The organism is Streptomyces turgidiscabies Car8, from assembly GCF_000331005.1.
Lineage (GTDB): Bacteria > Actinomycetota > Actinomycetes > Streptomycetales > Streptomycetaceae > Streptomyces > Streptomyces turgidiscabies.
Map to the genome: position 1 here is coordinate 1 of NZ_AEJB01000232.1, position 8,595 is coordinate 8,595.

Below are 8,595 nucleotides of genomic sequence, written 5' to 3' on the forward strand. Positions count from 1 at the left end.
AACGTCCCCGCCGGACCCACCGTTACCGAACCCGGGCACCCCATGCCGTAACCCCCGGAGGGACCAGCGTCTTTCGGCACTCGAACGCTTGCACTTTAGGGCGAGCTTGTCCGGAATTGTCGACGAGCCTGTAACAGCGGTTAGGGGGCGGATCGGACACGGGAAGGTCGGAGTCATGACCCACAACACCCCGCTCTCCCCGAGCACCCGCCCCCTCCGTCACCTGTCCCACGTACAGCGCCGGGTACTGACCGCCGCGCAACTGCGGGCGAACGGCGTCGCGCCCGCCGAGGCGAACGAGCAGTGCCGGTCCGGCGGACCCTGGCAGCAGCTCCTGCCGGGCGTGTTCCTGCTGCACCCGGGCCCGCCCACCGGCGAGGAGCGGCTGCACGCGGCCCTGCTGTACGCGGCGAAGGAGCGGCCGGCGACGGGGGTCCCGGCCCAGCCCGACTCCGAGGAGCCCTACCGGGAGCGAGGCCGCCCGGTCTACGCCGAGGCCATGGTCACCGGCCTCGCCGCGCTCGCCCTGCACGGCTTCTCGTCCGCACCCCCGCTGCTGTCCCTCGACACCGTCGACGTCCTGGTCCCCCGGCTGCGCCGGCTCCGCTCGACGGGCTGCGTCCGCATCGTCCGCTCCTCGGCCCTGCCCACGCCCGAGCTGATCGACGGGCTGCCGGTCGCCCCGGTCCCCCGCGCCCTCGCCGACGCGGTGGCCGGACTCACGGACGCGGACGCCGTACGCCGGCTGCTGACCGACGCCGTGCGCGCCGGTCACTGTGAACCGGCGGCGGTGGTACGGGAGTTGAACCAGGGGCGGCTGCTGAGCCGGCCGCACGTCGTGGACGCCGTCGACTCCCTGCTCGCGGAGGGCCGGGCGATCGCGGAGGACCGGCTGTACCGGATGGTCCGCGAACACGGCCTCCCGGAGCCGGTCTGGAACGTCGATCTGCGTCTGCCGGGCGGCCCGTGCCTCGGCGGCCTCGACGCCTACTGGCCCGACCAGGCGGTGGCGGTGGAGCTCGACACACGCGCCCCGCGTCCGGGCCACCGGCAGGAGGACGACGCGCTCTGGTCGGAGTACGCCCGCAAGCGGGAGCATCTGGAGCGGCTGGGCATCACGGTCGTCCACATCACGCCCCGCAAGCTGCGCGAGGCGATCGAGCAGCAGGCAACTGTCGTACGCACGGCTCTGATGGCGTCGGGGGACCGTGAGCCGGCGGCGTATGTCGTGGTTCTGCCGAGGTAGTGACGGACCGGGCGGCACCAGGAGGGGAGAGGAGGGGCCGCCGGGCGACCGGGGGCCCCTTCTCGTGTTTCCGCGTACTTCGTGTTTCCGGGTGCTTCGTGCGCCCCTACTCGGTCCCGCAGAACTCCGCCTCGACGATCTTCCCCAGGTCGCCGCTCCAGTCGCCGTTGAAGTTGAAGGAGAGGGAGTGCTTGCCGTCGGCCGTGGTGACCGCCTCGCTGGTGGAGCCGTGGATGCCGCCGCTGTGGCCCCAGACGGTGACCCCGCAGCTCAGCTCGTTCTCGATGAGCCCGAGCCCGTACCGCCCGTCGACCTGGCCGGCGGGGACGGTCGTCTTCATCTCGGCGAGCTGCTTCGCGGGCAGGACCTTTCCGCGCAGAAGCGCCGAGTAGAAGCGGTTCAGGTCACCGGAGTTGGTGATGATCTCGCCCGCGGAGTTGGCGACCGAGGGGTTGAACTCGGTGACGTCGTAGATCTTGCCGGTGGCGACCTCGGCGAGCGGCGAGTAGGCGCGGCTGCTGGTCTGCGGCACCTTGGCGCTCGTACCCGGCATGTACGTCCCGTGCAGCCCGAGCGGCTTGATGACGCGCCGGCGGACCTCGTCGCCGTACGAGTTGCCGGTCACCTTCCTGATGACCATGCCGGCGATCGTGTAGTTGGTGTTCGAGTAGCTCCAGCCCGCGCCCGGGGCGAACTCGGGCTTGTGCGTCATGGCGATCCCGACGATCTCGTCCGGGGTCCAGGTGCGGTTGCGGTTCCTGAAGAAGCCCTCCGCGAGGAAGACCTCGCGCTGGAAGTCCTCGTCCCCGGTGTAGTTGAAGATGCCGCTGGTGTGGTTGAGGAGCTGGCGGAGGGTGATCTTCCGTCCGTCGTGCCCGTTGCCCTGTACGACCCCGGGCAGCCACTTGTCGACCGTGTCGTCGAGCGACACCCGCCCCTCGGCCTCCAGTTGGAGCAGGACGGTCGCGATGAAGGTCTTCGTGATGCTGCCGGCCCTGAAGTTGTCCTGGGCGCTGCGCGGCTGCTTGGTCTTGAGGTTGCCGACACCGGCAGTCGCTTTCCAGACCCCGTGCCGGTCCTTGGCCTGAAGAGCCACACCGGGTACACCGTCCTGGACGGCGGCGTTCATGGCCGCGCGGGTGGCCTCGTGACCGGCCGCACCCCGTTCGGCCGGCGCCGCCGCCATCGCGGGCGCCGCGAACGCGCCCGCCGCGACGGCGATCACCAGGGCCGTCCCGACCAGCCTCTTGTTGCCCGGCCTCGTGTCGACTGACATGCCGTTCCCCTCGTTCATCGCCCTCGGCGCGTCCTCGCCGAGGGTCGGTCGGGGGAGGGACCCGGCGGGCGGGCGTGAGGTTGCTCGGGGTGGTCCGGTTGAGTGACTTTCGGCCTTCTCGCAGGTGGGGGCGCCTGTCAGCCCTTCTTCAGCACCAGCTCCACATTCCGGTCCCCCGCGCCCCCCGTCAGGTCGACCCGAGCGCCCGGCGCGTTGAACGACAGCTCGCGGTACAGGGCCGCCAGGCCTGTCTGGGAGAGGTCGGAGTAGTCCGTGTGGTGGGGGGCCGCCGATTCGACCAGGGTCGTGAACAGCGAGAGGGTGCCGTCGTTGTTGTCGACCAGCTCGATGACGCGGGCCAGTTGGGGGAAGTCGATGTGCGACGCGGTCGAGATCTCCCAGAACGAGCGGTCGTCCGGGGCCGAGTGCGCGGTGATGACGTTGCGGTGGATGTGGCCGTTCACCCAGGCGAGGACGTTGCGGTGGCTGGCGAGCAGCGCCACGAGGTCCGCGCCGTCGTAGCGCTGTTCCTCCGGGTGAGCCGGGTCGCGGTGGGTGTTGGTCATCGACTCGCTGGTGTGGTGGCTGAAGACGACGGCATACGAGCCTGCTTTCGCGTGCTCCTTCAACGTGCGGTCCAGCCAGCGCACTTGGGCCGCTCCGATCGAGCCCTGGTAGTGGCCGCCGGGGTCGGTGGTGTCGATGCTGACGCCGACGACGTCGTCCGAGATGCGGAAGGTGTAGTACTGCGTTCCCGCGTCCAGGTTGGCCGACGAGTAGCCGTGGCCGACCGGGCCCACACCCGCGTACGCCGGGTCCAGGTGCGCCTTCAGATAGTCGGCCCGAGTGAAGGGGGCCCTGCTCTCGTCCGGGGTGACCGAGCGCAGGTCGCGCGTGTGGGCCTGGATCAGCTCCCGGAAGCGGATGCCCTTCGGGTCGTCGGAGCTTCTGATCTGGTCCTGGAGCGCCTTGCTGCGTGCCGTCGGCAGATCCATCAGCTTCCTGCCGCCGACCGCGAAGTCGGTGAGGAAGGGGTCGCTGTGGGAGGCGTAGCAGCCGAGGGGCAGGGAGTCGTGGTTGCCGACCGTCGAGTACCAGGGGAGGTTCAGGCCGGGGCTGCGTACTTCTCGTATCGCCGCGTCGAGGAAGCCGTCGATGTGCGGGAAGCCGTGCTGCTTGTCGGAGTCGCGGGTGGCGGAGTCCGGCTGCCAGTAGAGCGGGAGGCCGCTGTTCTGGACGCCCTCGTAGTGGCGCGGGTCGCCGGTGTTCGGCGTCATGCGCCCGCCGCTCATCACCTTCATGAACCACTCCAGCTCGGAGTGCGCGTTGTTGTCCGTGTTGTCGCCGGTCGTCATCACGAAGTGCAGCGGGGAGCCGGTGACCGGCGCTCCGCGCAGCGCGTTGATCCGCTCGACCAGCGAGGTCGCGCCCTGCACAGTCAGTGCCTCGTGCGGGCGCCAGGCGTGCCGGTCGGCCGAACGCATGTACTCCAGGCGCAGCGGGTGCTGTACGTCGGTCAGGTGCAGGTCCGTGAACTGGACGAAGGCCGCCATGGTGGTCCGGCGGGCGGCGCGGCCCGACTTCGGCGACGCCAGCTCCGCACGCACCACCCGGCCCCACGCCCTGCCCTCGCCGAGGCGCCGGTAGGCGCCGGTGCCGAGGGGCGCGGAGACGGTGTTGAGGGTGGTGCCCCGGGTGAAGGGGGCGAGTGCGGCCGGCGCCGCCTGGCGGGACAGGGCCACCGGGCCCTCGGCGGCGGTGACCTCGGCCGCTGTGGCCGCCTGGCTGTCACTGGGCCGCAGCCCGTAGCCGACGCCCGCCGAGACGGACACCGCCCCGGCCGCGGCGAGCAGTGAACGTCGGTTGAGTCCCGGCGTGGGGCTTGCGACAGAGCGTGTGCGCGACATGGCGCGGTCTCCCCGAGTGCGAACGCGTCGGAAGTGGTCGCGGGCGATCGCAGTCGCGAACGTCCCGCTCACTCTGGATGCTTGGCACCGGGGATGACCTGCGCGTGAACGAGGCAGCAACGCGCGACACCGATCTCCGTACGTGGATCTTGGGCCACCTCGTCCGTTCACGACCGCACGGCGAACGGCCCGGAGTCCGTCACTCCGCGTTCATCTGACGGGGTACGTGGGCTACTCCTCCCCCGTCTGCACGACCCTCCCCGTGGCCGGCCGCTCCCGCCACAGCGCCAGCCCGACGATCACTGTCCGCGCCCTTCGCAGCCCCGCCACCGCGTCCAGGTCGTGCCAGGCGGCGAGGTCCGTGGAGCCGTTCGTCTCCGGGCGGAGTTCGCCGCCGGTGACCAGGCCCTCGTAGACGAGCGCCAGGCCCTGGTGGTCCACCGGGCGCCACCGGCGGTGGGTGAAGGTACGGCGGCGGGAGTCGACGCCCAGCAGGCCCGTCACGTCGATGCGGTAGCCCGTCTCCTCCATGAGCTCGCGGCGGACCGTGTCGTACGGGTCCTCGCCGTGTTCCATACCGCCGCCCGGCAGCACCCACTCGTGGCCGCCCCGGCCGTCGGGGCTGCGGGCGAGCAGAATCTGGCCGTTCCGGACACAGACAGCGTAGGCCGCCACCCTCAAGGTCGTTCGCACACAAGGAAGTTAGCGCGCTCGGCGGAAACCGGCGGGTGAATTGTCCGGCCAGGGCCCGCATCGAGCCGTGGGCGGCAAACCGGTGCTGCGCCCTACCGCAACCGGGCTGCACAAAGGTGTGGAAGCTCACCCTTCTGGCTATATCTCCTCAAGGCGATCGCGGGTTTTCCCCATCCATCCATATCGTTTCGGTCAACCTTCACCAAATATCCGCCTCTTGAGTAAAGCTGGGCGATCATCCGGGGTCGCATCCGGACGATCGCGGCCAGGGTCGATCGACCTGGTCGCTCGACGCACGTTCCTTTACCTACAAGGGATGCCGATGACCTTCACGCCCGAGCGCGAACCGATAACGAGCGCGAGACGCCTGGCACGCATAGCCGTGGCCGCCGGACTGGTGGCCGCGCTCTCCGGGGCAGGGCCCATACCCATGGCCTTCGCCGCGGACACGGCGACGGACGCGGCCCCGGCCGACGGCCCCGTCAAGTCGGCGCACGACAAGCTCGGCTCCGACGACGCCGAGCTCCTCTCCGCGGCCAAGACCGACGGCGACAAGACCGTCACGATGATGATCGCCACCGCGCCGGGCCAGACCGAGCAGGTCGCCGCGCAGCTGGACGCGGTCCAGGGCGGCCTCGTGGGCCGGACCTTCGACAAGGTCGGCTACGTCCGGGCCACCGTTCCGACCGCGAAGGCCGACGCGGCCATCAAGGCCGCCGCGAAGCTCTCCTCCGTACACGGGATCGACCTGCGCCAGGACATCCCCCTGGACGACCCGACGCCGAGTGCCGACACCGCCTCCGCCCCCCAGGCGAGCGCCGGCACCAAGAGCAAGACCAAGACCTACGCGGCGCCGGACAAGAACACGCCCGCCGTGAACCCGTACAACCCGTCCTTCGAGACGGGCGCCGTCGACTTCGTGAAGAAGAACCCGAAGGCGGACGGCCGGGGCATCACCATCGGCATCCTCGACTCCGGTGTGGACCTGGCGCACCCCGCGCTGCAGAAGACCACCACCGGCGAGCGCAAGATCGTCGACTGGGTCACGTCCACCGACCCGGTCAACGACGGCGACGGCAGCTGGCTGCGGCAGACGAGGGCGGTCGCCGGTCCGGCCTTCGCCATCACCACGGCCAGCCAGGGCACCGAGAACTTCACGGCGCCGGTCGGTGACTACAAGTTCAGCTACTTCGCCGAGTCCGCCACCGCCGGTGGCGACCAGGCCGGAGACGTCAACCGCGACGGCGACAAGACCGACGTCTGGGGCGTGCTGTACGACGCCGCCGCAGGCACGGTCACCGTCGACGTGAACGACAACCACGACTTCACCGACGACAAGCCGATGAAGCCGTACAAGGACGGCTACCAGGTCGGCTACTTCGGCACGGACAACCCGGCGACCGACGTCGCCGAGCGCATCCCGTTCGTCGTCGAGATCCGCAAGGACGTCGTCTACAACGCGGCCGGCGCCAAGGCCGACTACGCGAACATCGGCATGATCTCGTCCGAGCACGGCACCCACGTCGCCGGTATCACCGCGGCGAACAGCCTGTTCGGCGGCAAGATGAACGGTGCCGCGCCCGGCGCGAAGATCGTCTCGTCCCGCGCCTGCGTCTTCGGCCCGGGCTGCACCAACGTCGCGCTCACCGAGGGCATGATCGACCTCGTCGTCAACCGTGGCGTCGACATCGTCAACATGTCGATCGGCGGCCTCCCGGCGCTGAACGACGGCAACAACGCGCGCGCCGAGCTGTACACGCGTCTGATCGACACGTACGGCGTCCAGCTCGTCATCTCGGCCGGCAACTCCGGACCCGGTGCCAACACGATCGGTGACCCCGGTCTGGCCGACAAGGTCATCTCGGTCGGCGCGTCCATCTCCAAGGAGACCTGGGCGTCCAACTACGGCTCGATCGTGTCGAAGAAGTACGCGATGATGCCGTTCTCCTCGCGCGGCCCGCGTGAGGACGGTGGCTTCACGCCGACGATCACCGCGCCCGGCGCCTCGATCAACACCACGCAGACCTGGCTCCCCGGCTCCCCGGTCGCCCAGGCGGGCTACACCCTCCCGGCCGGCTACTCGATGCTGCAGGGCACCTCGATGGCGTCCCCGCAGGCCGCCGGCGCCTCGGCGCTGCTGCTGTCGGCCGCCAAGCAGAGGCACATCGCCCTCTCCCCGGCCGACCTCCGCACGGCCCTGACCACGCACGCCGATCACATCGAAGGTACGCAGGCGTACGAGGAAGGCGCCGGCCTCATCAACATCGTGGACGCGTGGAAGGCCATCACGGCCGGTGCCACCGCCCACGACTACACCGTCAAGGCCCCGGTCGACACCGCGATCGACTTCGCGCTGAAGACCCCGGGCTTCGGCACCGGCCTGTACGACCGCGAGGGCGGCCTCAAGCTCGGCGTCAGCAAGACGTACGACGTCACCGTGACGCGTACGTCCGGTCCCGCCAAGGCGATCCGGCACGACCTGCGCTTCAGGAACAACGTCGGTGGCACCTTCAGGATCGCCGGCAAGCAGGACGTCAGCCTGCCGCTGAACACGCCGGTCACCGTCAAGGTCGTCGCGAACTCGAAGACGGCCGGCATCAAGAGCGCGATCCTTGAGGTCGACGACCCGAAGACCGAGGTCGTCGACAAGCAGATCCTGACCACGGTCGTGATCTCGAAGCCGGTCAAGTACACGTTCTCCGCGTCGGGCTCGGTCCAGCGCAACAGCAGCAAGTCCTACTTCCTGACCGTCCCCGAGGGCGCCAAGACCCTTGAGGTCGCGATCAGCGGACTGGCCGCCGACAGCCAGACCCGGTTCATCTCGATCCACCCGTACGGCGTCCCGGTCGAGGACACGGGCACCCCGTACTGCTACAGCAACTACCCGAACACCAACGGCTGCGCGCCCGACGTGCGTTCGTACCCGAACCCGCAGGCCGGTGTCTGGGAGGTCGAGGTCGAGTCGCGTCGTACGTCGCCGCTGCTCGACAACCCGTACAAGCTGGACGCCACCGTCCTGGGCGCGACCTTCGACCCGGACGTCGTCACCATCCCCGAGGCCAAGGTCGGCACGCCGATCGCCGCCTCCTGGAAGCTGACGAACAACCTCGCCCCGGTCGACGGCAAGCTGGCCGGCGGTCCGCTCGGCTCGGCGCTGAACGCCCGTCCGACCATCGCCACCGGTGAGACGCAGACGACCACGGTCGAGGTGCCCGCGGGCGCCAAGTCCCTGGACGTCGCCATCGGCAACGTCTCCGACACCGCCGCCGACCTGGACCTGGTCGTCTACAACGCGGCCGGTACAGCGGTCGGCACCTCCGCCGACGGTGACTCGGAGGAGGCGGTCTCCATCGCCTCGCCCGCCGCCGGCACGTACACCGTCGAGGTCATCGGCTACGCGATCCCGGCCGGTACGACCGCGTACGACTACCAGGACGTCTTCTACTCGGACGCCCTGGGCTCCATCCAGGTCG

5 protein-coding genes are annotated in these 8,595 nt (G+C 70.0%); 2 read left to right on the forward strand and 3 right to left on the reverse strand.

Features of this window, described 5'->3' with window-relative positions; genetic code table 11:
* The first annotated feature begins 175 nt into the window (after positions 1-175).
* Positions 176-1,246, forward strand: coding sequence for a hypothetical protein (locus tag STRTUCAR8_RS15695; RefSeq protein ID WP_044472276.1), 1,071 nt, complete (start codon positions 176-178; stop codon positions 1,244-1,246).
* A gap of 106 nt (positions 1,247-1,352) precedes the next feature.
* On the opposite strand, the gene STRTUCAR8_RS15700 is transcribed toward STRTUCAR8_RS15695, so the two are convergent.
* The 3 genes from STRTUCAR8_RS15700 to STRTUCAR8_RS15710 all read right to left on the reverse strand — a co-directional run bounded on the left by STRTUCAR8_RS15700 (position 1,353) and on the right by STRTUCAR8_RS15710 (position 5,104).
* Entirely contained in the window at positions 1,353-2,522 is a 1,170-nt protein-coding gene (locus STRTUCAR8_RS15700; protein WP_044472278.1) for a serine hydrolase domain-containing protein, read from the reverse strand.
* Positions 2,523-2,659: 137 nt separating this feature from the next.
* Positions 2,660-4,429: a TIGR03767 family metallophosphoesterase gene (locus tag STRTUCAR8_RS15705; RefSeq protein WP_006376761.1), complete on the reverse strand. Its 1,770-nt coding sequence runs from the start codon at positions 4,427-4,429 to the stop codon at positions 2,660-2,662.
* Between the two features lie 231 nt (positions 4,430-4,660).
* The gene (locus STRTUCAR8_RS15710; protein WP_044472277.1) at positions 4,661-5,104 is read right to left on the reverse strand and encodes an NUDIX hydrolase; all 444 of its coding nucleotides are present in this window, start codon (positions 5,102-5,104) and stop codon (positions 4,661-4,663) included.
* 340 nt (positions 5,105-5,444) lie between these two features.
* Between STRTUCAR8_RS15710 and STRTUCAR8_RS15715 the strand changes: the two genes are divergently transcribed.
* The coding region (locus STRTUCAR8_RS15715; protein WP_006376763.1) for a S8 family serine peptidase at positions 5,445-8,595 on the forward strand (3,151 nt) is incomplete at its 3' end.